Consider the following 593-nt stretch of genomic DNA (forward strand, 5'->3'; position numbering starts at 1 on the left):
TTCCCTGCCCGCGCGCGCCGGCGCGCGTGCCGGCCGGACGATCACGGTGCAGGTGGCGGCCCGGCAGGGCGGAAAGATCGTGCTGACTTACCAGGTCGAGCGCGCGGGCTGGAAGCCGGCGTACCGCGCCGCGCTGGATTCGAGCGCGTCCACCATCGACCTGGAACGGATGGCGACCATTTCGCAAAAGACGGGCGAGGATTGGACCAATGTGAAGCTGCGCCTGTCGACCGGTCAGCCGAGCCTCGTCGTGGTCGCGCCCGATCCGATGCCGTGGCTGCTGGATTACCAGCCGCCCACCGAGAATATCGTCGCCCCCACCATTGCCATGTTCCGCGCCATGCCGGCACCGGCACCCGCGGCGCCACCGCCACCGCCCGCCGCCAAGGCGGACGATTACATCGCCCCCATCCTGGAATCGCAGGGGAATTTCACGACCGAGTTCGAGGTGCCGGCCCGCGTCACCCTGGCGTCGGACGGCCGCGAGATCGCCGTCAGCCTGTCGCGCCAGACCTTGAAGGCGGAGCAGCGCGTCCTGGTCGCGCCGCGGAGCGGCAATGACGCGGCGGTCCTCGACCTTCACGCGCACGAGC

The 593-nt window shown here is 70.3% G+C and carries 1 protein-coding gene; it reads left to right on the top strand.

Annotated features, from left to right (window positions below):
• Positions 1–593, top strand: a 593-nt coding sequence (locus tag ACEN88_RS33735; RefSeq protein ID WP_413346713.1) for a DUF4139 domain-containing protein, incomplete at both ends; no start/stop codon positions are given.

It is taken from the genome of Massilia sp. CT11-108 (genome assembly GCF_047302915.1).
Taxonomy (GTDB): Bacteria; Pseudomonadota; Gammaproteobacteria; order Burkholderiales; family Burkholderiaceae_D; genus Telluria; species Telluria orientalis.